19 protein-coding genes are annotated in these 21,105 nt (G+C 71.8%); 9 read left to right on the top strand and 10 right to left on the bottom strand.

The annotated features are described in order from the left end of the window. Positions 1–37 precede the first annotated feature (37 nt). The 4 genes from meaB to NOO62_RS02760 all read right to left on the bottom strand — a co-directional run bounded on the left by meaB (position 38) and on the right by NOO62_RS02760 (position 6,072). Positions 38–1,042 carry a methylmalonyl Co-A mutase-associated GTPase MeaB gene (meaB, locus tag NOO62_RS02775; RefSeq protein ID WP_268769277.1) on the bottom strand — a complete coding sequence of 335 codons (1,005 nt, stop codon included), beginning with the start codon at positions 1,040–1,042 and terminating at the stop codon, positions 38–40. A 22-nt stretch (positions 1,043–1,064) separates the two neighbouring features. After that, complete coding sequence (gene scpA, locus NOO62_RS02770) at positions 1,065–3,266, bottom strand: methylmalonyl-CoA mutase (RefSeq protein ID WP_268769276.1); 2,202 nt, start codon at positions 3,264–3,266, stop codon at positions 1,065–1,067. Beyond that, on the bottom strand, positions 3,266–5,116 hold the full coding sequence (mutA, locus tag NOO62_RS02765) for a methylmalonyl-CoA mutase small subunit (protein WP_268769275.1): 1,851 nt from the start codon (positions 5,114–5,116) through the stop codon (positions 3,266–3,268). Before mutA ends, scpA begins: the two co-directional genes overlap by 1 nt. 167 nt (positions 5,117–5,283) lie before the next feature. Continuing rightward, positions 5,284–6,072: a GNAT family N-acetyltransferase gene (locus NOO62_RS02760; RefSeq protein WP_268769274.1), complete on the bottom strand. Its 789-nt coding sequence runs from the start codon at positions 6,070–6,072 to the stop codon at positions 5,284–5,286. A gap of 376 nt (positions 6,073–6,448) precedes the next feature. Here NOO62_RS02760 and NOO62_RS02755 point away from each other — a divergent pair, with 376 nt between their 5' ends. From NOO62_RS02755 to NOO62_RS02735, 5 genes are all read left to right on the top strand, one after another. Continuing rightward, on the top strand, positions 6,449–6,817 hold the full coding sequence (locus tag NOO62_RS02755) for an SAV_915 family protein (RefSeq protein ID WP_268769273.1): 369 nt from the start codon (positions 6,449–6,451) through the stop codon (positions 6,815–6,817). 30 nt (positions 6,818–6,847) lie between these two features. Next, positions 6,848–8,224 carry a diaminopimelate decarboxylase gene (gene lysA, locus NOO62_RS02750; RefSeq protein WP_268769272.1) on the top strand — a complete coding sequence of 459 codons (1,377 nt, stop codon included), beginning with the start codon at positions 6,848–6,850 and terminating at the stop codon, positions 8,222–8,224. Between the two features lie 189 nt (positions 8,225–8,413). After that, positions 8,414–9,655 carry a cytochrome P450 gene (locus NOO62_RS02745; protein WP_268769271.1) on the top strand — a complete coding sequence of 414 codons (1,242 nt, stop codon included), beginning with the start codon at positions 8,414–8,416 and terminating at the stop codon, positions 9,653–9,655. A 77-nt stretch (positions 9,656–9,732) separates the two neighbouring features. Beyond that, on the top strand, positions 9,733–10,398 hold the full coding sequence (locus NOO62_RS02740; RefSeq protein ID WP_268769270.1) for an HAD family hydrolase: 666 nt from the start codon (positions 9,733–9,735) through the stop codon (positions 10,396–10,398). 383 nt (positions 10,399–10,781) lie between these two features. Next, positions 10,782–11,618, top strand: a complete 837-nt coding sequence (locus tag NOO62_RS02735; RefSeq protein WP_268769269.1) for a SigB/SigF/SigG family RNA polymerase sigma factor — start codon at positions 10,782–10,784, stop codon at positions 11,616–11,618. A gap of 76 nt (positions 11,619–11,694) precedes the next feature. Here the strand turns inward: NOO62_RS02735 and purB are convergent, their stop codons facing one another. After that, the gene (gene purB / locus NOO62_RS02730) at positions 11,695–13,137 is read right to left on the bottom strand and encodes an adenylosuccinate lyase (RefSeq protein WP_268769268.1); all 1,443 of its coding nucleotides are present in this window, start codon (positions 13,135–13,137) and stop codon (positions 11,695–11,697) included. A gap of 192 nt (positions 13,138–13,329) precedes the next feature. Here purB and NOO62_RS02725 point away from each other — a divergent pair, with 192 nt between their 5' ends. Beyond that, the gene (locus NOO62_RS02725; RefSeq protein WP_268769267.1) at positions 13,330–13,809 is read left to right on the top strand and encodes a hypothetical protein; all 480 of its coding nucleotides are present in this window, start codon (positions 13,330–13,332) and stop codon (positions 13,807–13,809) included. A 23-nt stretch (positions 13,810–13,832) separates the two neighbouring features. Here NOO62_RS02725 and NOO62_RS02720 read toward each other — a convergent pair whose 3' ends face one another. Next, complete coding sequence (locus NOO62_RS02720; protein ID WP_268769266.1) at positions 13,833–14,819, bottom strand: ArsR/SmtB family transcription factor; 987 nt, start codon at positions 14,817–14,819, stop codon at positions 13,833–13,835. Between the two features lie 206 nt (positions 14,820–15,025). Here NOO62_RS02720 and NOO62_RS02715 point away from each other — a divergent pair, with 206 nt between their 5' ends. Together NOO62_RS02715 and NOO62_RS02710 are read left to right on the top strand one after the other, a co-directional pair. Next, on the top strand, positions 15,026–15,937 hold the full coding sequence (locus NOO62_RS02715) for a glutaminase (protein ID WP_268775449.1): 912 nt from the start codon (positions 15,026–15,028) through the stop codon (positions 15,935–15,937). Between the two features lie 261 nt (positions 15,938–16,198). Beyond that, entirely contained in the window at positions 16,199–16,798 is a 600-nt protein-coding gene (locus NOO62_RS02710) for a phosphotransferase (protein ID WP_268769265.1), read from the top strand. A 33-nt stretch (positions 16,799–16,831) separates the two neighbouring features. Here the strand turns inward: NOO62_RS02710 and NOO62_RS02705 are convergent, their stop codons facing one another. Beyond that, positions 16,832–17,614 (bottom strand): SGNH/GDSL hydrolase family protein, encoded by a 783-nt coding sequence (locus NOO62_RS02705; protein ID WP_268769264.1) that lies wholly within the window; start codon positions 17,612–17,614, stop codon positions 16,832–16,834. 105 nt (positions 17,615–17,719) lie between these two features. Here NOO62_RS02705 and NOO62_RS02700 point away from each other — a divergent pair, with 105 nt between their 5' ends. Further along, complete coding sequence (locus tag NOO62_RS02700) at positions 17,720–17,998, top strand: holin (protein ID WP_268769263.1); 279 nt, start codon at positions 17,720–17,722, stop codon at positions 17,996–17,998. Positions 17,999–18,042: 44 nt separating this feature from the next. On the opposite strand, the gene NOO62_RS02695 is transcribed toward NOO62_RS02700, so the two are convergent. The 3 genes from NOO62_RS02695 to NOO62_RS02685 form a co-directional block, all read right to left on the bottom strand. Continuing rightward, on the bottom strand, positions 18,043–19,056 hold the full coding sequence (locus NOO62_RS02695) for a hemolysin family protein (RefSeq protein WP_268769262.1): 1,014 nt from the start codon (positions 19,054–19,056) through the stop codon (positions 18,043–18,045). Beyond that, entirely contained in the window at positions 19,053–20,387 is a 1,335-nt protein-coding gene (locus NOO62_RS02690) for a hemolysin family protein (protein WP_268769261.1), read from the bottom strand. Before NOO62_RS02690 ends, NOO62_RS02695 begins: the two co-directional genes overlap by 4 nt. Positions 20,388–20,564: 177 nt before the next feature. Continuing rightward, complete coding sequence (locus NOO62_RS02685) at positions 20,565–21,029, bottom strand: GNAT family N-acetyltransferase (protein WP_268769260.1); 465 nt, start codon at positions 21,027–21,029, stop codon at positions 20,565–20,567. Positions 21,030–21,105 lie beyond the last annotated feature (76 nt).

Below are 21,105 nucleotides of genomic sequence, written 5' to 3'. Positions count from 1 at the left end.
CGGGGTGCGGGCAGGGACGGGGCGTACGCGGACGCGGTCAGGGACGGTCGCGGTCGCCGCCGCCCTGGAACGCGTCGAGGATCTGCTCGGCGGCGGACGTGGCCGTCAAGGTGCCCTCCCGGACGCGCTGTTCGAGGTCCGGGGCGAGCCGCTTGACCTCCGCGTGGCCGAGGAGCCTGCCGAGGAGGTCGTCCCGCACCATCGACCAGGTCCAGTCGACCTGCTGATCGCGGCGCTTGGCGGCGAGGCGGCCCGTCGAGTCGAGCAGGGCGCGGTGCTGCTCGATCCGCTCCCACAGGGTGTCGAGGCCGCTGGACTCGCGGGCGCTGCACGTCAGCACCGGGGGAGTCCACGCCGCGTCGGCCGGGTGCATCAGCCGCAGCGCACCCGCGAGTTCACGGGCCGCCGAGCGCGCGTCCCGCTCGTGCGGGCCGTCCGCCTTGTTGACGGCGATGACATCCGCGAGTTCCAGTACGCCCTTCTTGATGCCCTGCAGCTGGTCGCCGGTGCGGGCGAGGGTCAGCAGCAGGAACGTGTCGACCATGTTCGCGACCGCCGTCTCCGACTGTCCGACGCCCACGGTCTCCACGAGCACCACGTCGTACCCCGCCGCCTCCATCACCACGATGGACTCGCGCGTCGCCTTGGCGACCCCGCCGAGCGTCCCAGCCGAGGGAGATGGCCGTACGAAAGCGGCGGGATCCAGCGCGAGCCGTTCCATCCTGGTCTTGTCGCCCAGGATGGAACCGCCCGTGCGCGTCGAGGACGGGTCGACCGCGAGCACCGCGACCCGGTGCCCCAGCGAGGTCAGCATCGTGCCGAGGGCGTCGATGAACGTGGACTTGCCCACGCCCGGCACTCCGCTGATGCCGACCCGCCGCGCCCGCCCGCTGTGCGGGAGCAGCTCGGTGAGCAGCTGTTGCGCCAGCGCGCGGTGCTGCGGACGGGTCGATTCGACGAGGGTGATGGCCCGCGCGACGAACGCGCGCTTCCCGTCGAGGACGCCCTTCACATACGTATCGATGTCGATCGTCACAGGCATGACTTTCCCGCCGCTCACCGGCTCACAGTTCGTGGCCGAGATCGGCCGCCAGACGCTTCACCAGGTCGAACGCCGCGTCGGGGATCACCGTGCCGGGCGGGAACACCGCCGTGGCGCCCGCCTCGTGCAGCGCCTCGACGTCCTGCGGCGGAATGACACCGCCCACGACGATCATGATGTCCTCGCGGCCCTCGGCGGCCAGCTCCTCGCGCAGCGCCGGTACGAGGGTGAGGTGACCGGCGGCGAGGGAGGAGACGCCCACGATGTGCACGTCCGCCTCGACGGCCTGGCGCGCCACCTCCGCCGGGGTCTGGAAGAGAGGGCCGACGTCGACGTCGAAGCCCAGGTCGGCGAAGGCGGTGGCGATGACCTTCTGGCCGCGGTCGTGCCCGTCCTGGCCCATCTTCGCGACCAGGATGCGCGGCCTGCGCCCCTCGGCCTCGTCGAAGGAGTCCACGAGCGTGCGCGTGCGCTCGACGGACGGGGACTGGCCTGCTTCGGTGCGGTACACACCGGAGATCGTACGGATCTGGCCCGCGTGGCGCCCGTACACGCTCTCCAGCGCGTCGGAGATCTCACCTACCGTCGCCTTGGCGCGGGCCGCGTCGACCGCGAGCGCCAGCAGGTTGCCCTCCAGGCCCTGGCCCGGACCGCGCTCGGCGGACGCGGTGAGCGCACGCAGTGCGTCCTGACAGGCCGCCTCGTCACGCTCCTCGCGCAGCCGCTTCAGCTTGGCGATCTGCTGGGCGCGCACCGAGGAGTTGTCGACCTTCAGGACGTCGATCTGCTCGTCGCTGTCCACCCGGTACTTGTTGACGCCGATGACCGGCTGGCGCCCCGAGTCGATGCGGGCCTGCGTGCGCGCCGCGGCCTCCTCGACGCGGAGCTTCGGGATGCCCGCGTCGATGGCCTGCGCCATGCCGCCCGCCGCCTCGACCTCCTCGATGTGCTGCCAGGCACGCCGGGCCAGGTCGTACGTGAGCTTCTCGACGTACGCGCTGCCGCCCCACGGGTCGATGGTCCGGGTCGTGCCCGATTCCTGCTGGATCAGGAGCTGCGTGTTGCGGGCGATGCGCGCGGAGAAGTCGGTCGGCAGGGCCAGCGCCTCGTCGAGGGCGTTCGTGTGCAGGGACTGCGTGTGGCCCTGCGTCGCCGCCATCGCCTCGACGCACGTGCGCGTCACGTTGTTGAACACGTCCTGCGCGGTCAGCGACCAGCCCGACGTCTGCGAATGGGTGCGCAGCGAGAGCGACTTGGCGTTCTTGGGGTCGAACTGCTTGACGAGCTTCGCCCACAGCAGGCGCGCCGCGCGGAGCTTGGCGACTTCCATGAAGAAGTTCATGCCGATCGCCCAGAAGAAGGAGAGCCGCGGCGCGAACGCGTCCACGTCCAGGCCCGCCTCCCGGCCCGCGCGCAGGTACTCCACGCCGTCGGCGAGGGTGTACGCGAGCTCCAGGTCGGCCGTCGCGCCCGCTTCCTGGATGTGGTAGCCGGAGATGGAGATCGAGTTGTAGCGCGGCATCTTCTGCGAGGTGTACGCGAAGATGTCGGAGATGATCCGCATCGAGGGCTTCGGCGGATAGATGTAGGTGTTGCGGACCATGAACTCCTTGAGGATGTCGTTCTGGATGGTCCCCGCCAGCTTCTCGGGCGGTACGCCCTGCTCTTCGGCCGCCACGATGTACAGCGCGAGAACGGGCAGCACGGCGCCGTTCATCGTCATCGACACCGTCATCCTGTCCAGCGGGATGCCGTCGAAGAGCTGGCGCATGTCGTAGATCGAGTCGATGGCGACGCCCGCCATGCCGACGTCACCGGTGACGCGCGGGTGATCGCTGTCGTAGCCGCGGTGGGTCGGCAGGTCGAAGGCGACCGACAGGCCCTTCTGCCCGGCCGCGAGGTTGCGGCGGTAGAAGGCGTTGGACTCCTCGGCCGTGGAGAAGCCCGCGTACTGCCGGATCGTCCACGGCTGGTTCACGTACATCGTCGGGTAGGGGCCGCGCAGGTACGGCGCGACGCCGGGGTACGTCCCGAGGAAGTCGAGCCCCTCGGTGTCGGCACCCGTGTACAGCGGCTTGACCGCGATGCCCTCGGGCGTCTCCCACAGCAGGTCCGCCTCGGACTTGCCCGCGGACTCCTTCACGGCGGCGTGCCACTGCTCGGCCGCGGCGGACGGACCGCCGCCCGTGCCCAGCTCGATGTCGTCGAACTCGGGGATCCGCATTACGCCACTCCCATGCGGTCGAGGGTGGAGGTGAGGACGGCGACCGCGTCGCAGCCGGCGAAGACGTACTCGTCGATGTCGGTGTACTCCCCGCGTCCGGCGAGGAACACGCGCAGCGCTCCCGCCGACTTCAGGGCCCGCGCCACGGCGTCGGCCCGCTCGGCGTAGAGCGCGTCGCTCGAGCAGACGCACGCCACCGTGGCACCGCTCGCCGCGAACGCCTCAGCGGCCGTCTCCGCGTCCACCGACACCGGGTCGTGCACGGGCTCGACCCCGCCCGCCATGAACAGGTTGGCGGCGAAGGTCGCCCGCGCGGTGTGCGCGGCGGCGGAGCCGAGCGCGGCGACGAACACCTTGGGGCGGGCGCCGGTCGCGTCGAGGTGGGCGTCCGAACGGGAGCGCAGCTCCTCGTACGCCTCGTCGCGGCGCACCCGGGGCAGACCGCCACGGGGCGCCGCGGGCGCGGGCTCGCGCTCCACCGAACGCTCCGTGAGCAGCGGGAACTCGCTGACGCCCGTGATGGGTTCGCGGCGCCTTGCCAGCTTCTTCTTGCGCGCGGCCCAGGTCGCGGCGATCCGGTCGCCGACCAGACCGGAGCGCAGGGCCGCCGCCTGGCCGTCGGCGCGCTCGATCTCCTTGAAGAAGTCCCAGGCCGCGTGGGCGAGTTCGTCGGTGAGCCGCTCCACGTACCAGGAGCCGCCCGCCGGGTCGATGACGCGTGCCAGGTGCGACTCCTCCAGGAGGATCGTCGACGTGTTGCGGGCGATGCGGCGCGCGAACGCGTCCGGCAGGCCGAGCTCGTGGTCGAACGGCAGGACCGTGACGGCGTTCGCGCCGCCCACGCCCGCACCCAGGCAGGCCACGGTGGTCCGCAGCATGTTCACCCACGGGTCGCGGCGGGTCATCATCACGGGAGAGGTCACGGCGTGCTGCCGCTGCGCACCGGCCGACGGGACCCCGGACACCTCGGCGACGCGCGCCCAGAGGCGGCGCGCGGCCCGCAGCTTGGCGATGGTGAGGAACTGGTCGGCGGTGGCCGCGTACCGGAACTCCAGTTGCGCGAAGGCCTTGTCGACGCTCAGGCCCGATTCGTGGAGCGCCCGCAGGTACTCCACGCCCGTGGCGAGCGAGGCGCCGAGCTCCTGCGCGGCGGAGGCGCCCGCCTCGTGGTAGGGCAGCGCGTCGACCGTCATGGCGCGCAGGCCGGGGTAGCGCTCCCCGCACAGCCGCGCCAGTTCGGCGACGTCCTTGAAGGAGGTCACCTCGTCCCCGGTGCGGGCCTTGTGCCCGAGCGGGTCGGCGCCGAGCGTGCCGCGCACCGCGTCGTCGGCGATGCCCGCGGCCTCGTACAGGCGCAGCAGCTCGCGTGCGGCGGGCTCGGCCTGGTCGCCCGCGTCGAGCGCGAGGGGCACCAGGTCGAGGTAGACGCCGTCGAGGGCACGCTCCAGACCGGAGACCGGCAGGCCGGCGGGGCCCACGGTCAGCCAGAGGGAGGTGACGCCGTTCTCCAGATCGGTGAGGACGGCGTCGTTGGTGCGTGCGGGGTCGGCGCTCGCGTACCGCTGCCGGACGTCCCAGCCACCCGGGGTGTTGCCCTCGGGAACGGACCCCCTGACGAACGGGGCGAAGCCGGGGAGCCCGGCGTCGGGCGCGGCGTCGCGCGCGGTGTACAGGGGGCGGGTGGTGAGCCCGTCCTCGAGGGCGGTGGACAGCGCTTCCTCTGCGGCCGTCCCCGATACGTCCTTACCCGACTTGCGCAGCACGCCTTCCACAAGGCGGTGCCACTGCTCATGGGTCGCATCAGGGAACTCGGCGGCCAGCGAAAGCCCGTCGTCAGGCAGGACCGTCATGCCCCGATGCTAGGGCGCAATCCATGGCACGGGGTGTCATGAATGGCTGTGACCTTGCCCTCTTCCGGTCGCTCTTGATCTCGAACGAGCGGGCGGCTATTGCTTGCCACACGCATCGAGTCGGGCGCCAAGTCGGGCATCGCAGCAGATATCGCGGCAGGTCAGCGTCATGCCGGGACGTCGGTGGAGGTCCGTGGCGGTGCGAGCGCCGTTCCAGTGACGTACTGCACGTACTCCCGCTGCAGCCGGAACCCCGCCGTCCAGGCCAGCAGACGGCTGGGGCGGTTGTCGCGGCTGCACGACCAGCTCGCCGTATGTCCCCGCGCGGCGATGTCCGCGCACAGAGCCGTCACGCAGGCGAGGCCGAGGCGTTCGCGGCGACGCTCGGGGGTGGTCAGCACGGCCACGTCCTCGTACGTCTGTCCGGTGAAGTAGCTGCAGGCCACGGCGGCGACGCGGCCGCCCCGCTCCACCGCGGCCCAGGCGTGCCCCGAGTCGGCGAGCCCCTCGGGGCCGCCCCAACTGTCGTGGATCCACGCAGAATCGGGGGAGAGCTCGGCGAGCGCGGGCGCGTCGGCGGCCGTCAGACGGCGCACGGTCACCCCGCGAGGCGGGCGCGGCGGGGGCACCGGCTCACGGTGGACGTACACCATGCGCTCGGCCGGTACGAGACGGTCGAAGGCGGCGCCGAGCACCGGCAGGAAGCGGGCAGGAGCCTCGACGTGACTGCGGGCGAACGGTGCGAGCAGGTCGGGCGCGACGCTCCCCGGATCGCCGCGCAGCAGCACATGGCCCGCGCAGGAGACCGCCACGGCACGCGGATCGAGGGCACGGTCGGCCCACCAGTGGCCGACGCCGGTGGTCGCCACGTGCTCGGGGAGGGACGCGGGCCCGGGGGAGCCGGGCGCGAACCAGCGCGGCACGGCGGGCAGGTGGTGCGGGGGAAGCTGCATCATCAGACGCTCCTCCGGAGTGAGACCGTTCGGGTGAACGGGGCGCACCGGTCGGCAGGGCCATGACCGGAGGCCGGCCGCCTGGGCGCCGGGTTCCCGTTCCGTACGACATCCAACTGGCCCCGGCCCGCTGGCTCAAGAGCACCTCCGCGGAATCGACGCGTCCCTGACGGTGTGGCGGTCCCCGGCGCAGGCATCGCGTCAGGGGTCGGCACGGTTGCGTCAACGTCGCGTCATGGAGGGTCGGTTGACACCCGGTGTCGGGCATAACGTCACCGTATGCCGCCGGATTCCGAACGAACCCACGGTGCCCGGTTCGTTCCCTGCTGCCTGCCACTGCCTACTGCCGCCCACCCAGACGTCTCTCCTGGAGGAACCCATGGCCGAGCTCCTGTACGACGAGGACCCCGAGCCCTGCGAACCCGGCCCGGCCGGACCGCTGTTCGTCCCCGTCCGGCCGGGACCCGCGGGCTGTGTGGCCCGCCTGTTCCGCACACCAGTCGGCGGCCGCACCGCCGTCGCCTTCACGACCCCCCGGCTCCTGAGCGCGGCCCTCGGCCCCCGGCAGCCCTGGATCAGGCTCTCCGAACCGGCGCTGCGGTCCCTCGCGGAGCCGCTCGGCGTCAGCGAGGTCACGGTCGACCCACGGCTCACCGGCAGGACCGAACCCCTGACGGGCGCCCTGACCAGCACCCGGAACAGCGCCCTGACCAGCACCCAAAGCGCCCTGACCACGCGGAACGGCTGAGGACGAGACAAGGCGAAGAGAGAAGCTGCCATGACCACACTGCGCGTACCCCCGCTCCCGGCACCGGCCCCCGCAGTCACCCCCGCCCCCATCCCCCCGACCCCGCCCGACGGCGACCTGTCCGTCTGGCCCACGACCACCGCGCAGCCCGCCCACGGCGACCTCACCGTCGGCGGTGTCCCGCTCACCGACATCGCCGAGCGCTTCGGCACCCCCGCCTACCTCGTCGACGAAGCCGACGTACGCACCCGCTGCCGCACATACCGGCGCGCCTTCCCGGACGCCGACGTCCTCTACGCCGCCAAGGCGTTCCTGTGCCGTGCCATGGCGCACTGGGTGGAGGAGGAGGGCCTCGGCCTCGACGTGTGCTCCGCCGGTGAACTGGAGCTCGCCGTCACCACCGGCTTCCCCGCGGACCGCATCGTGCTGCACGGCAACGCCAAGAGCCCACAGGACCTCGCCGCCGCCCTTCGGCTCGGCGTGGGCCGGATCGTCATCGACAGCGCATCGGAGATCGCCAGGCTCGCCGCCGCCGTGCCGCCGGGCAGCCGCCAGAAGGTGATGGTGCGGGTGGTGCCCGGCATCGCCGCGGGCGGGCACGCCAAGATCCGCACGGGCACCGACGACCAGAAGTTCGGCCTCTCGCTCACGGACGGCTCCGCCCAGCACGCGGTCGCCCGCATCCTCGGCCAGCCGACCCTCGAACTCGTGGGCGTGCACTGCCACCTGGGCTCCCAGATCACCACCGAGAAGCCGTTCCTCGCCGCCGTGCGCCGCATGGTCGGTCTCATGGCCCGCATCAAGGACCAGCACGGGCTCACGCTGCCCGAACTGGACCTCGGAGGCGGGCACGGCATCGCCTACCGGCCCGGCGAGGAAGCGCTCGACATCGCCGCGCTCGCCCGCAGGGTGCGGGCCGAACTGGTCGGGAGCTGCGCGGCGGCCGACCTGCCGGTGCCCCGCCTGACCGTGGAGCCGGGACGCGCCATCGCGGGCCCCGCCGGTGTCGCGCTCTACCGGGTCCTCGCGGTCAAGCGCACCGGCGGGCAGACCTTCGTCGCCGTCGACGGCGGCATGAGCGACAACCCGCGCCCCGCCCTGTACGGCGTGCGTTATTTGCCCCGGCTCGTCGGGCGCCGCTCCACGGCCGAACCCGCCGCGGTGACCGTCGTCGGGCGGCACTGCGAGGCCGGTGACATCCTCGCCTCGGACGTCGCGCTCCCCGGCGACGTGCGGCCGGGCGACCTGCTCGGCGTCCCCGTCGCCGGGGCGTACCACCTGTCGATGGCCTCCGGCTACAACCTCGTCGGCCGCCCGCCCGTGGTCGCCGTGTCCGACGGACACGCCCGGCTGCTGGTCCGCCGGGAGTCGCTGGAGGACTTCAGGAGCCGGGACATCGGCCTGTAGCGGGCCGGTCAGGGTCAGTCAGGCCCGTCCACGGCCACCCACAGGACCGTCGCACCACGCAGTGAATCCCTTTCGCCCTGATTCGCGGAGGTGGAGCCGGGGAACCCGTGAGCAATGATCGGCAGGCCACAAGGACCCCGACGTACGTCGACTCCAGTGGCCTGCGTCCTTTCCACCCAGGAGGACCCCATGCTGGACAACACGCTGCAGCTGCTCACCAAGGGCTACGCGTGGCTCCCCGACCTGAGCCGCCGCAAGGGCCCGGGCGTCGTCCGCACCCGGCTGCTCGGCAAGCCGGTCATCGCCCTGCGCGGACCCGCGGCCGTCGGGTTCTTCTACGACGAGGACCACGTCCGCCGCCGCACGGCCCTGCCGGAGCCCGTGCTGAGCACGCTCTTCGGCAAGGGAGCGGTGCACACGCTCGACGGGGAGGAGCACCGGCAGCGCAAGGCGCTCTTCGTGACGGTCCTCAAGGACACGGACGGGGTCGCGGGCCTTGCGCGCCACGTCGAGCAGGAGTGGGAGCGGTCGGCCAAGGAGTGGGCGGGCCGCTCGCAGGTCACGCTGTTCGACGAGGTGAGCCTGCTGATCACGCGGGCCGTGTGCGCCTGGGCGGGCGTCCCGCTTCCCGAGCACCCCGAGGACGAGGCGCGGCGGACCGCCGAGGACCTGGTGGCGATGGTCGACGGCTTCGCCACCGCGGGGCCACGGCACTGGAAGGCACGGCGCGCCCGGCAGCGCCAGGAGGGCCGGCTCGCCCGGCTGGTGGAGGACCTCCGCGCGGCCGGGGGAGAGGCGTCCGACGGCGAAGGGCGGGCACCGTCCGTGGTGGCGGCCGTGGCGTTCCACCGGGACGCCGACGGCGAGCTGCTCGATCCGCGTATCGCCGCCGTGGAGATCCTCAACATCCTGCGGCCCACCGTCGCCGTCACTTGGTACACGGTGTTCGGCGCCCACGCCCTGCACCGGAATCCGGCGCTGCGCAAGCGCCTCGCCGCGCGGGACGAGGGGTACGCGCGTGCGTTCGCCCACGAGGTGCGGCGCTTCTACCCGTTCGCTCCGTTCGTCGCGGGTCTCGCCCCCGCCGACATCGAGTGGCACGGCGAGCCCATCCCCGAGGGCTCCATGGTCCTCCTCGACCTGTACGGCCAGAACCACGACCCGGAGCTGTGGAACTCGCCGTACGTCTTCGACCCCGACCGTTTCGACGGCCGCGAGCCCGGCCGCGACGAACTCGTCCCCCAGGGCGGCGGCGAGGTCTCCCAGGGGCACCGCTGCCCGGGCGAGGACGTCACCCTCGCCGTCCTGAGCACCCTGCTCCCGCACCTCGCGCGACTCGACTACGACGTCCCCCAGCAGGACCTGCGCATCTCCCTGCACCGCATGCCGACGAGGCCCCGCAGCGGCTTCGTCATCACCGGAGTGCGCTGAGCCGATCGACTGAATTCAACACACCTGCGTATTCGAGACACCTGCGTACTCGACACACCTACGGAAAGGCGCGAGGCATGGCCCGAGCGGCGCTGTTCGACGTGGACGGAACACTCACCGACACCAATCATCTGCATGTGATCGCCTGGTGGGAGGCGTTCCGCCAGGCCGGACAACAGGTCGCGATGCACGACATCCACCGGGCCATCGGTCTCGGCTCGACCGACCTCATCGACCGACTCCTCGGCGAGGACCGCGACCGCGACCAGGACGAGACGATCAGCGCCGCGCACAAGACGCTGTACGGCACGTACTTCGACCGGCTGCCCGCACTGAACGGCGCACGCGACCTCCTGTACGCGCTGGCCGAGCGCGGCTGGCGCATCGTCCTCGCGACCTCGGCGGGCGGCGGTGAGCTCGGGGCGCTGCGCCGGGCCATCGACGCCGACGACGTCATCGCCGGGGTCGCCAGCGCGGACGACGTGTCGTCGGGAAAACCGGCCCCCGACCCCGTCCACCACGCCCTGGACATCGCCGAATGCTCCCCGGAAGAGGCGCTGTTCGTCGGCGACACCGTGTGGGACATGCGGGCGGCGTCCCGCGCCGGGGTCCGCGGCGTCGCGCTGCTCTGCGGCGGCATCCCCCGGGCCGACCTCGAAGAGGCGGGCGCCTCGGCCGTGTTCGCGGACCCCGCCGACCTGCTGGGCCACGTGGACAGTGAGGTCGTCACCGGCAAGAAGTGAGCCACTCGGCGGAGGGTCGAGGAGGAGGGCCGACCGGCCGCACCCCAATGCGGCCGGTCGGCGATGCGTGCGTCCGATGGCCGTTCCGACGCCGCGCACCCCGCGTCCCGTGTGCCCCGCGTACGCCGGTACATGCGGGGCGTCCACGAATCGAGCGAAGTCACGAACGCACATGCGGAATCCCGTAGTCGGGCTCGGAGGCCGGTCTCCACATCCGTATGCGGACACCTGTTTGGTGGTTCATCGCAGGGGCAGGCGAACTTCGTGCTTCGGACCGGAGGCGCGTTTGCGGGGAGCGGTGTGTTTGCTCCAGGTGGATGCCCTGTGCCGGGGTGCCCCGTCTCCTCGCGGTCCCTGTTGACGCACCGCTGAGGAGCGAACTGATGCCGACGAACCTCAATGAATACGCCGCACGCCGCCGCACCGCGGCCCGGCACTCGCACCACGACGCACCCGACACCTCCGCTGAGTTCGCCCGGCTGGCCGTCCTCGACGACGGCCCGGAGCGTGAGGTCCTGTGCGCGGAGATAGTCGAGGCGTGGCTGCCGATGGCCCACCGCCTCGCCGCCCGCTACCGCAACAAGGGCGAGAGTCTCGAAGACCTGCGGCAGGTCGCCGCGATGGGCCTGGTCAAGGCCGTCAACCGGTTCGAGCCGGGTCGCGGCGCCTTCGAGAGCTACGCCGTGCCCACCATCACCGGCGAACTGCGCAGGCACTTCCGCGACCGCATGTGGGACGTGCGCGTTCCCCGCCGCGTCCAGGACCTGCGCAACAAGGTCCGCGTCGCCCGTCGCGAACTGCGCGACCTGCCGGGCAGCGGACCCGAACCGTCCATCGCCGACATCGCCGCGCACGCCGGCCTCACGGAGGACGAGGTGAAGGACGGCATGCAGGCCATGGAGGGCTACAGCGCCCTGTCGTTGGACGCCGAGATCTCGTCCGCCGACCCCGACGGGTTCAGCCTCGCCGACACGCTCGGGGCGCCCGACGCCGCGTACGACATCGTCACCGACCGGGAGGCGGCCAAGCGGGGGCTGCGGAAGCTGCCGGAGCGCGAGCGGACCATCCTGTACCTGCGCTTCTTCGAGGACATGACGCAGAGCCGCATCGCGGAGGAGCTCGGCATCTCGCAGATGCACGTCTCGCGTCTGATCAGCACCAGTTGCGCCCGGGTGCGCGCCGAGGCCGACGAGGGCCGCCCGGCCGCCCGCGCGGCCTGACCCCGGCCCGCCCACGACACGGCTCGGCCCGCCCACCGCATAGGTGGGCGGGCCGCTGTGCCGGTGCGGAGCGCCGCTACAGAATCGCGCCGGGCGTGTAGGCCGCGGCCTCGGGGTGCTCCTTGAGCAGGGCGTCGATCCGTCCGACGACCGTGGTGACCTGGTCGCTCGCGGCGCCGGTGAACGACAGCTTGTCGGCCATCAGCTCGTCCAACTGGGCGCGGTCCAGCGGGATGCGGGAGTCGGCGGCGAGCTTGTCGAGCAGTTCGTTGCGCTCGGCGCCCTGCTCGCGCATCGCGAGGGCGGAGGCGACCGCGTTCTCCTTGATGGCCTCGTGGGCCTCCTCGCGGCCGACGCCCGCGCGCACCGCGGCCATCAGGACCTTGGTGGTGGCGAGGAAGGGGAGGTAGCGGTCGAGCTCGCGGGCCACGACGGCGGGGAACGCCCCGAACTCGTCGAGCACGGTCAGGAAGGTCTCGAGCAGCCCGTCGAGCGCGAAGAACGCGTCGGGCAGGGCGACCCGGCGTACGACGGAGCAGGAGACGTCGCCCTCGTTCCACTGGTCGCCCGCCAGCTCGCCGGTCATCGACGCGTAGCCGCGCAGGATGACGGTGAGGCCGTTGACACGCTCGCAGGAGCGGGTGTTCATCTTGTGCGGCATCGCGGACGAACCGACCTGGCCCGGCTTGAAGCCCTCGGTGACCAGCTCGTGGCCCGCCATCAGGCGGATCGTCTTGGCGATGGAGGAGGGCGCCGCGGCGACCTGCACGAGCGCGGTCACGACGTCGTAGTCGAGGGAGCGCGGGTAGACCTGGCCGACCGAGGTGAAGGCCGACTCGAAGCCCAGGTGCGAGGCGATCCGCTGCTCCAGATCGGCGAGCTTCGCGGCGTCGCCGCCGAGCAGGTCGAGCATGTCCTGGGCGGTGCCGACCGGACCCTTGATGCCGCGCAGCGGGTAGCGGCCGATGAGCTCGTCCAGGCGGCGGTGGGCGACGAGGAGCTCGTCGGCGCCGGTCGCGAACCGCTTGCCCAGCGTCGTCGCCTGCGCGGCGACGTTGTGGGACCGGCCCGCCATGACCAGCTCCCCGTACTCACCGGCGAGCCTGCCGAGCCGGGCGAGGACCGCGACGGTACGGGAGCGGATCAGCTCCAGGGAGAGCCGGATCTGGAGCTGCTCCACGTTCTCGGTCAGGTCGCGCGAGGTCATGCCCTTGTGGACGTGCTCGTGCCCGGCGAGGGCGTTGAACTCCTCGATACGGGCCTTCACGTCGTGGCGCGTGACCTTCTCGCGCTCGGCGATCGAGGCCAGGTCGACCTGGTCGAGCACGCGCTCGTAGTCGGCGATGGCGGCGTCGGGAACCTCGATCCCGAGGTCCTTCTGGGCACGCAGCACGGCGAGCCAGAGCTGACGCTCCAGCTTCACCTTCTGCTCGGGCGACCAGAGGGTGGCGAGCTCGGCGGAGGCATAACGTCCGGCGAGGACGTTCGGGATACGGGGCTTTGCGGGCGCGGCAGTCACGTGTACGGAGTTTACCGGGCGTCCATACAGGCTCCGGACCATCCGCGTATGTAGGAACCTCCAGGTCACAGCCCCTGGAGTCACTCCGCGCGTCGTTTTGGCTGGATCCAAAACGACGCGCGGAGTGCTCTGCCGACGGAGCATGCTGCTGCCGTCAGCGCGCCAGCAGGTACGTCAGAAGGAGTCAACGACATGCGCACTCGGAAAATCGCCCTTGGCGCCGTCGCCTTGGTGTCGCTCTTCACCGCAGGCCTCGCCACGGTTCCCGCACAGGCCGCCGGGACGGCGGACGCGTCCATCGACGCTGTCGAACCCACTCTGGTCGGCGGCGGGGACGTGGACATCTTCTGGCGCGCCAAGAATGCCGCGACGGGCTGCAAGGTCGGGCGGATCTGTCTCTCCGTGAAGGACCCCACCGAGGGCGCGAGCAAGTACTGGAAGGTGTACAGCCTCACCACGTGCGACATCATCTACAAGATCTACAACTGGAAGGGCGGCGGGTTCTGGGAGAACAATCAGACCGGCGGCGCCTACGGCACGTTCTACTCCGGGGGCGAAGGCGACGGATACTGGAACGACACCGAGCCTGCCTGGGCGCCTGCCAAACCCCCCACTCGCGGCCCCTACGGCTGGACCCCGATCAACAGCGTCCGGGCCTGCACCGAACGGTGAGGGTCCGCCACCGGTGCCCCGGGTCAGCCGTCGCCGAGGAGCCGGTGGCCCAGGGGCGTTGGCGAATGCAGGACCCGTCTGCCGTCGCGGTGGGACGCGATGAGGCCGCCCTCCCGTAACACCGCCAGTTGCTGGCTGGCGCTCGGCACGGACACCCCTGCCGCGCCGGCCAGTTCGGACGTGGTGGCGCAGGTCAGGGTGGCGGTCTCGTGGAGGAGCGCGGCTCGGGTGGGGCCCAGCAGACGGGTCAGGGCGGTGGGGGAGTGCGTGGGGGACGGGGGTGTTTTGTCGACCGGGTAGATGAGTACCGGGCGGAGTTCGCTGTCGGCCAGGGTGATAGGGCGCCGCCAGCAGAAGTACGACGGGACCAGCAGCAGCCCCCGCCCCGCCAGGTGCAGGTCCCGCTCGACCGGATAGTCGACGGTGAGCACGGGTGGCTCCCACACCGCCATCGGCCGCAGACTGTCCAGCAGGGCCTGCGTACCGCCGTCCGCGAGGGCACGCGTACGCAGGGCCCGGTCCGTCGCCGTGGCGGCGTCGACGCGGTTCCACACCGGCGCGATGAACGCACGGTGGTACGTGCTCAGGGTGGCGCCCAGCGCGGTCAGCGCGCGCACGTCGCCGCGCGCCAACTCCGCCCCCGCCCAGGGCCGTCCACCAGTCGCCGACAGGAGCGACAGCTCGTGGCGCAGGCGGCGTCGCGGCGTCGCGAGCACCCGGTCGATGCCCGTCCGCAGCGCGTGCGTCGTGCCGTTCTCCAGGGGTGGCGTGAGGAAGTCGGGGAAGTACGCCGCGCGTGGCACGAGGCTGGACAGGGCCGACGCCACCTCCCGTGCGGCCCGCCCCTGCCGCACGAGCCCACCCGCCATCCGCCGCCACGGCCCGAAGGCCAGCGCGCCCTCACGCGTCTGCAGACGGCAGAGGCTGCACACGATCTCCCACAGCGGATCCGGACGCCGGGCAAGCCGTACGTTCGCCAGGTCGCTGCCGGTGAAATGGACGCGCAGCATGGCTTCCCGCTTCCCCCGTTGGCCGTTGACGCTCCACCACGACTCTGACACGCATCACGTCCCGGACGAGGACGCTTCCCGGCCAGGCGTTATCCTGGGGCCGCGGCCGACGACATAGCCCGCATCCAGCGACATTCCAGTGCGAAACGGTCGCAGCGCGCATGTCGTACGCATGGCCGATGACGTACACGAAGAAAGCTCAGGTTGTGGACTACCAGGCCGTTCTCGAAGAAGTCGCCGCCTTTGCCCGGCCGCTCGTGGGCCGCGGTCAGGTCGCCGGCTACATCCCGGCGCTCGCGGACGTGGACGCCGAACGGTTCGGGATCGCGGTCGCCGACGTCAACGGCGACGTGCACGGTGTGGGGGACTGGCAGGAACCGTTCTCCGTCCAGTCCATCTCGAAGGCGTTCAGCCTCGCGCTCGTCCTCGCGGAGGGCGGCGACCGGATCTGGGACCGCGTCGGCACGGAACCGTCCGGCAACCCCTTCAACTCGCTCGTCCAGCTCGAGTACGAGAACGGCATCCCGCGGAACCCGTTCATCAACGCGGGCGCGCTGGTCGTCACGGACCGGCTGCAGAGCCTCACCGGCGACGCCGGTACGACGATGCTGGAGTTCCTGCGCGAGGAGAGCGGCAACCCGGACGTCGCCTTCGACCCGGTGGTCGCGGCATCGGAGGCCGAGCACGGCGACCGCAACGCCGCCCTCGCCCACTTCATGGCGAGCTACGGCAACCTCGACAACCCCGTTTCCACGGTCCTGGAGCACTACTTCCGGCAGTGCGCGATCCGCATGAACTGCCGCGACCTCGCCCTCTCGGCGGCCTTCCTGGCCCGGCACGGGCTCCGCAACGACGGCACGCGACTGCTGCCCCCGCGCGAGGCGAAGCAGGTCAACGCGGTGATGCTCACCTGCGGTACGTACGACGCGGCCGGCAGTTTCGCCTACCGCGTCGGCCTGCCCGGCAAGAGCGGCGTCGGCGGCGGCATCGTCGCGGTGATCCCGGGCCGCTGCACGCTGTGCGTGTGGAGCCCGAGCCTGGACTCGTACGGCAACTCCGTAGCGGGTGTGGCCGCGCTGGACCACTTCACCACGGTGACGGGCTGGTCGGTGTTCTAGGCGGCGGCCGTCAGCCCTCACTCCACGCGGTCGCCGGAAAATGCGGCGGCGCCGGCGGCCGGACTGCGATAGAACCGGATTGTGGACGAGCGGCGTTTACCCGGAGGCAGGACGGTGGGGGCGGTACGGCGCGGTGACACGGTCCATCGGCCCGTGCGGCCGTGGACGCCCGCGGTCCACGCGGTGCTGCGCCATCTGGAGACAGCGGGGATGGACGGTGTGCCCCGGGTCTTGGGCACGGACGAGCAGGGGCGTGAGGTCTTGACCCATCTCGACGGCGAGACCGCGGGGGAGGAACTTCCCTGGCCCGCCTGGGTGTACGCGCCGACCACGCTGGAGGTCGTGGGGAGGTGGGCCCGGCGGCTGCACGACGCGACGGAATCCTTTGTTCCGCCGTCGGACGCGCACTGGCTCGCCGGGCAGCGGTGGCGGCCCGGTCTCGTCATCGGGCACCACGACGCCGCTCCTTGGAACGCGGTATGGCGCGACGGGAGTTCGGTGGGTTTCTTCGACTGGGACACCGCGGGACCCTCGACACGGGAGTTCGACCTGGCCTTCATGGCGTTGACCTGGGTTCCGCTGCACGCGCGCGGTTTCGCCGAGCGGACCGGGTTCACCGCGTTCGAAGACCGGTCCCGCCGCCTGCACCGGTTCCTCGACGCCTACGGATACGACGGCGACCGGTCGGCGTTCGGAACCGTGGTCGCCGCGCGGGCCCGGACCAACGCGGACGTCATCCGCCGCATGGCAGCCGACGGCGATCCGGTCTACGCGGCACTGGAGCCGGTAGCCGCGGAACTGCACCGGGCCGCCCTTGAGGTCGACGCGTTGCCCGCCTCCTTCTGGCGTCCGGCCGGCTGAGCGGCTTCGGGGTGAAGCCGGCTGCCGGACCTCTCAGAGGAGCGGCGGGCCGTCGTACGGGAGCAGGTCGGGGCGCTTCGGTGCGCGGCCGTCGCCGGACGAGCGGCCGGTGAGGCGGCGGCCTATCCACGGGCCCAGGTACTGCCTGGCGAACCGGACGTCGGCGACGCGGCGGGTGGCCCAGCCCGGGGGCACGGCGACGGGCAGCGGCGTCTGCCAGTCGTCCTCTGGGGCGTAGCCGAGCGCCTGCCACACGGCCTCCGCGATCCTGCGGTGTCCTTCCGCCGTGGGATGCAGCCGGTCCACGTCCCACATGCGCTGGTCGCCGAGGACGGCCGCGCCGTAGAGGTCCACGACGATCGCGTCATGCCGGGACGCCAGGTCGTCGACGTACGAGTAGAGCTCCTCCATGCGCGGACGGAAACGTTCCATCACCGGACCGTTCCGTCCCGGGCTGCGCATCAGGACGAGCTGCTTGCACGAGGGGGCGAGCCGATCGACGGCCTCTTCCAGCAGGCCGCGGACACGGCCCATGTCGCACTTGGGGCGCAGCGTGTCGTTGAGGCCGCCCACCAGGGTGACCACGTCGGCCTGCATCGCGGCCGCGAGGTCCACCTGCTCGTCGACGATCTGCCCGATGAGCTTGCCGCGCACGGCCAGGTTCGCGTAACGGAAGCCGGGGCTGTGCGCGGCCATCCGGGCCGCGAGGAGGTCGGCCCACCCGCGGTAGGTGCCGTCGGGCAGCACGTCCGACATGCCCTCGGTGAAGGAGTCGCCCACCGCGACGAGACTGGTGTAGTTGGCATTCATCTGCATGGCAGAAACGATCGTAACCCGGCGCCCCGCCCGGTGGATCTGGGCAGCGTGGCTCCGCGGCGGTATGTCATAGGCACGCCGTCGTCACGAGAGAGCGAGCCCGCCATGTGGAACGCAGCCTTCTGGAAGGCCACCGCGGAACGCGCGATCCGCACGTTCGCCCAGGCGCTCGCCGCCGTGCTGGTGGCGGAGGCGACCAGCCTCCTGGACGTCGAGTGGGGCGCGGCCTTCGCGACGGCGGGTCTCGCCGCGGCCCTGGCGGTCCTGACGGCGATCGGCGCCTCCGAGGTCGGCGGGGCGGGCCCCGGCATCACGGAGGAGCCGACGAAGAGGGCGAGCGCGGGTGCGGGTGCGGGCGCGGACGCGGGGGGATCGGCGGGGTGAGGCCCCGGGACCCGTGAGGCCCCGGGACCAGTACACCCGCACCGTCACACAGGCTGTCCGAACAGCTTCTGCAGGACGTCCTCCATCGTGACCATGCCTGCCAGGCGGCCGTCCGAGCCGAGGACCGCCGCCACGTGCGTGCGGCTGCCGCGCATGGCCGTCAGGACGTCGTCCAGCGGAGTCGTCTCGCGCACCTGGGCGATCTTCCGCATGTCCGGCACCCGGAACGGCAGATCGCGCGGTGCCCGGTCCAGGGCGTCCTTCACGTGCAGATAGCCGACGATCCGGCGGCCGTCGTCGACCACGGGGAAGCGGGAGAACCCGGACTCGGCCGAGAGCTGCTCGAGCCGCTCCGGAGTGACGCCCACGCGCGCGTAGACCACGGCTTCCAGCGGCAGGACCACGTCCCTGACCGGGCGGCGGCCCAGTTCGAGCGCGTCGTGCAGCCGCTCCCGCGCACGGTTGTCGATCAGACCCGCGTCTCCGGAGTCCTTCACCATGCGCGCCAGGTCCTCGTCGGAGAAGCTCGCCGACACCTCGTCCTTGGCCTCGACGTGCAGCAGCTTCAGCAGACCGTTGGCGAACGCGTTGATCGCGAAGATCACCGGACGCAACGCCCGTGCGAGGGCCACCAGCGGCGGCCCGAGCAGCAGCGCGGAACGCACGGGCTCCGCGAGGGCGATGTTCTTCGGGATCATCTCGCCCAGGAGCATGTGCAGATACGTCGCCAGGGTCAGCGCGATGACGAACGAGATCGGGTGGACGAGGCCGTGCGGCACGCCCACCGCGTCGAACGCGGGCTCCAGAAGGTGCGCGATCGCGGGCTCCGCGACGATACCGAGGATCAACGTGCACAGCGTGATGCCCAGCTGCGCCGCCGCGAGCAGCGCGGACACGTGCTGGAGGCCCCACATCACGCTCTTGGCGCGCCGGTCGCCCTCCTCCGCGTGCGGCTCGATCTGGCTGCGGCGCACGGAGATGAGGGCGAATTCCGCGCCCACGAAGAACGCGTTGACGACGAGTGTCGCCAGACCGATCAGCAACTGGACGGCGATCATCGGACATCCTCCTCGTGGTCGTCGGCGTCGAGCGGGGCGTGCAGCATGACGCGGGCGGCGCGCCGCCCCGACGCGTCCACGACGTCGAGCCGCCAGCCGCCCACCTGGACGCCGTCACCGACGGCGGGGATGCGGCCGAGCTCCGTGGCGACGAGTCCGGCGAGCGTCTCGTAGGGCCCGTCGGGCACCCGCAGGCCGACCCGCGCGAGCTGGTCGGTGCGGGCGGCGCCGTCGGCGGAGTACAGCGTCCTGCCGTCGTCGTCGGTGCCCGCGTGGGCGATGTCGGGCGTCTCGTGCGGGTCGTGCTCGTCCCGCACCTCGCCGACGACCTCCTCGACGATGTCCTCCAGGGTCGCCACCCCGGCCGTACCGCCGTACTCGTCGATGACCACGGCCATCGTGCGCTTGCCCGAGAGCCGGTCCAGGAGCCGGTCGACGGTGAGCGTCTCCGGTACGAGCAGCGGCTCACGCATCAGCTCGGCGACGGAGACCCGCTGCCTGCGCTCCGCGGGCACGGCGAGGACGTCCTTGATGTGTGCGACGCCGACGACCGTGTCGAGGTTTCCGCGGTACACGGGGAAGCGGGACAGGCCGGTGGCGCGCGTGGCGTTCGCGACGTCCTCGCAGGTGGCGTGCGTTTCGAGGGCCATGACCTGCACGCGGGGCGTCATCACGTTCTCCGCGGTGAGGTCGGCGAGGTTCAGCGTGCGCACGAACAGCTCGGCCGTGTCCGCCTCGAGGGCGCCCTCCTTGGCGGAGTGGCGGGCCAGGGCGATCAGTTCCTTGGGGCCGCGCGCGGAGGCGAGCTCCTCGGCGGGCTCGATGCCGAAGCGGCGTACGGAACGGTTCGCCGTGTTGTTCAGGTGCGCGATGAACGGCCGGAACGCCGCACTGAAGAGGCGCTGCGGCGTGGCCACCCGCTTGGCGACGGCGAGCGGCGAGGAGATCGCCCAGTTCTTGGGCACCAGCTCGCCGATGACCATCAGGAAGACCGTCGACAGGGCCGTGCCGATCACCAGGGCGACGGAGGACGCCGCGGACTTCGGTATGCCGAGGCCGCGCAGCGGGCCCGCGATCAGCGCGGCGATGGACGGCTCGGAGAGCATGCCGACCACCAGGTTGGTGACGGTGATGCCGAGCTGCGCGCCCGAGAGCTGGAAGGTGAGGTTCTTGACGGCTTTGAGGGCACCGGCGGCGCCGCGCTCGCCGCGCTCGACAGCGCGCTCGAGCTCGCTGCGCTCGACAGTCGTGAGGGAGAACTCCGCGGCGACGAACACACCGCACGCCAGGCAGAGCAGCACCGCCACGAGGAGCAGGAGCACTTCGGTCATCGGGTCACCTCCGTCCCATGATCCGGCAGGAGCTGGAGGAATGCGCGATGTCGGGTACTAGGAGGCTCGCCCATGGGCGGACGCTCACACCTTTCAGTTGGATACGAGTATTGCGTCCATGGTAAAGGATCAGCAAAGCCACTCGAACCTCTGTCGGGATCTGCGGGGGCTACCCCACTACCCCGCCGACGGCGCTTCACCCAGCGGCTCGCCCAGTGGCTCACTCAGCGGCTTCACCCACCGGCTCCACTGAGGCTGCGGAGCGTAACCGGCGGCGCGCCACGCGGGGTGGGCGAGCTCGTTGCGGTCCAGGACCATCGCGTCACCGCGGCGCCCCCCGAGCCGCACGAACCGCTCCTCCGCCGCGGCGAGCAGCGCGGTGCCCACGCCGCGACGGCGGTGGTCCGGGTGCACCGCGAGACGGTAGAGGTGGCAGCGCCAGCCGTCGAAGCCCGCGATGACCGTCCCCGCGAGCTCACCGCCCCGCTCGGCGAGGATCAGCGACTCCGGGTCACGGGCGACGAGCCGCTCCACGCCGGAGCGGTCGTCGCTGATGCTCGTGCCTTCGGCGGCCACCTTCCAGAAGGCGAGCACCGCGTCCAGGTCCTCGGGCGCAGCGGCCCGTATCCGAAGATCATCCATCCGAAGATCGTCCATACGGCCATCCCATCACTGGCCCGCACCGTGGCGCGCGGACTTTTCAGGATGTGGACGAGAG

The sequence above is a fragment of the Streptomyces sp. Je 1-369 genome (assembly GCF_026810505.1).
Classification (GTDB): domain Bacteria; phylum Actinomycetota; class Actinomycetes; order Streptomycetales; family Streptomycetaceae; genus Streptomyces.
The sequence above is the reverse complement of the archived record's forward strand: the minus strand, read 5'-3'. Positions and strand labels throughout refer to the sequence as shown.

What these genes read in the sequence shown, in the direction of transcription:
- NOO62_RS02745 (WP_268769271.1), top strand. Translation starts at nt 8,414, where the DNA reads ATGCTGGACAACACGCTGCAGCTGCTCACCAAGGGCTACGCGTGGCTC.
- NOO62_RS02720 (WP_268769266.1), bottom strand. Translation starts at nt 14,819, where the DNA reads ATGCTGCGCGTCCATTTCACCGGCAGCGACCTGGCGAACGTACGGCTT.
- NOO62_RS02755 (WP_268769273.1), top strand. Translation starts at nt 6,449, where the DNA reads ATGGCCGAGCTCCTGTACGACGAGGACCCCGAGCCCTGCGAACCCGGC.
- NOO62_RS02735 (WP_268769269.1), top strand. Translation starts at nt 10,782, where the DNA reads ATGCCGACGAACCTCAATGAATACGCCGCACGCCGCCGCACCGCGGCC.
- meaB (WP_268769277.1), bottom strand. Translation starts at nt 1,042, where the DNA reads ATGCCTGTGACGATCGACATCGATACGTATGTGAAGGGCGTCCTCGAC.
- NOO62_RS02705 (WP_268769264.1), bottom strand. Translation starts at nt 17,614, where the DNA reads ATGCAGATGAATGCCAACTACACCAGTCTCGTCGCGGTGGGCGACTCC.
- NOO62_RS02695 (WP_268769262.1), bottom strand. Translation starts at nt 19,056, where the DNA reads ATGATCGCCGTCCAGTTGCTGATCGGTCTGGCGACACTCGTCGTCAAC.
- lysA (WP_268769272.1), top strand. Translation starts at nt 6,848, where the DNA reads ATGACCACACTGCGCGTACCCCCGCTCCCGGCACCGGCCCCCGCAGTC.
- mutA (WP_268769275.1), bottom strand. Translation starts at nt 5,116, where the DNA reads ATGACGGTCCTGCCTGACGACGGGCTTTCGCTGGCCGCCGAGTTCCCT.
- NOO62_RS02740 (WP_268769270.1), top strand. Translation starts at nt 9,733, where the DNA reads ATGGCCCGAGCGGCGCTGTTCGACGTGGACGGAACACTCACCGACACC.
- NOO62_RS02700 (WP_268769263.1), top strand. Translation starts at nt 17,720, where the DNA reads ATGTGGAACGCAGCCTTCTGGAAGGCCACCGCGGAACGCGCGATCCGC.
- scpA (WP_268769276.1), bottom strand. Translation starts at nt 3,266, where the DNA reads ATGCGGATCCCCGAGTTCGACGACATCGAGCTGGGCACGGGCGGCGGT.
- NOO62_RS02725 (WP_268769267.1), top strand. Translation starts at nt 13,330, where the DNA reads ATGCGCACTCGGAAAATCGCCCTTGGCGCCGTCGCCTTGGTGTCGCTC.
- NOO62_RS02760 (WP_268769274.1), bottom strand. Translation starts at nt 6,072, where the DNA reads ATGATGCAGCTTCCCCCGCACCACCTGCCCGCCGTGCCGCGCTGGTTC.
- NOO62_RS02690 (WP_268769261.1), bottom strand. Translation starts at nt 20,387, where the DNA reads ATGACCGAAGTGCTCCTGCTCCTCGTGGCGGTGCTGCTCTGCCTGGCG.
- NOO62_RS02685 (WP_268769260.1), bottom strand. Translation starts at nt 21,029, where the DNA reads ATGGATGATCTTCGGATACGGGCCGCTGCGCCCGAGGACCTGGACGCG.